The organism is Oleiphilus sp. HI0066, from assembly GCF_001635725.1.
In genome coordinates this window covers 1-453 of record NZ_LWFH01000895.1, presented here as the reverse complement: position 1 = coordinate 453, position 453 = coordinate 1, and the positions used below count along the sequence as shown (strand labels likewise).

At 46.4% G+C, this 453-nt stretch carries 1 protein-coding gene; it reads left to right on the top strand.

The window, feature by feature from the left end; genetic code table 11:
- Positions 1 to 230 (top strand): carbon storage regulator (locus A3738_RS31940; RefSeq protein WP_231876613.1); only part of this gene is annotated, 230 nt, incomplete at its 5' end.
- Between the last annotated feature and the right edge of the window lie 223 nt (positions 231 to 453).

Genomic DNA, 453 nt, shown 5'->3' with positions numbered 1-453 from the left:
AACGAAGTTATAGGCCATCACCATCAAGATGGCGTAGCGCACTTTTTAAGAGAACGTTTCTCACTCTGACTGTACTTCTATCATCGTGTTCACTTTATTCAATGCACGGCGAGCAAATCGAAATACTCTTGCACGCCTTTCAAGGCAAACAATGCAAGGTTAGTTCAGCGCCCAAGAGCATCAACGTATTGCGTGGTGAGCTTTTAGAGCCTGCAGAGTGCGCCGAATAAGGCTTAGATTAAGTGCCCGCAAGCAAGCGGCCTTGTACTTAGCCTGCTCCCTAGGAGAAGCAGTCTTGCAAGCATACAAGCCTAAAACCTCCTTTCCTCTTGAAGCACGCATTAAGAGGTTCGCGGACCTTTGAAAGAAAGTTCGCTACGAGACCTGTAGAAATAGACCTGTGACCTTTTTTCTGTGATTCTGAACTCGCTGAAAGTTTAGGAAAAAGTGCGG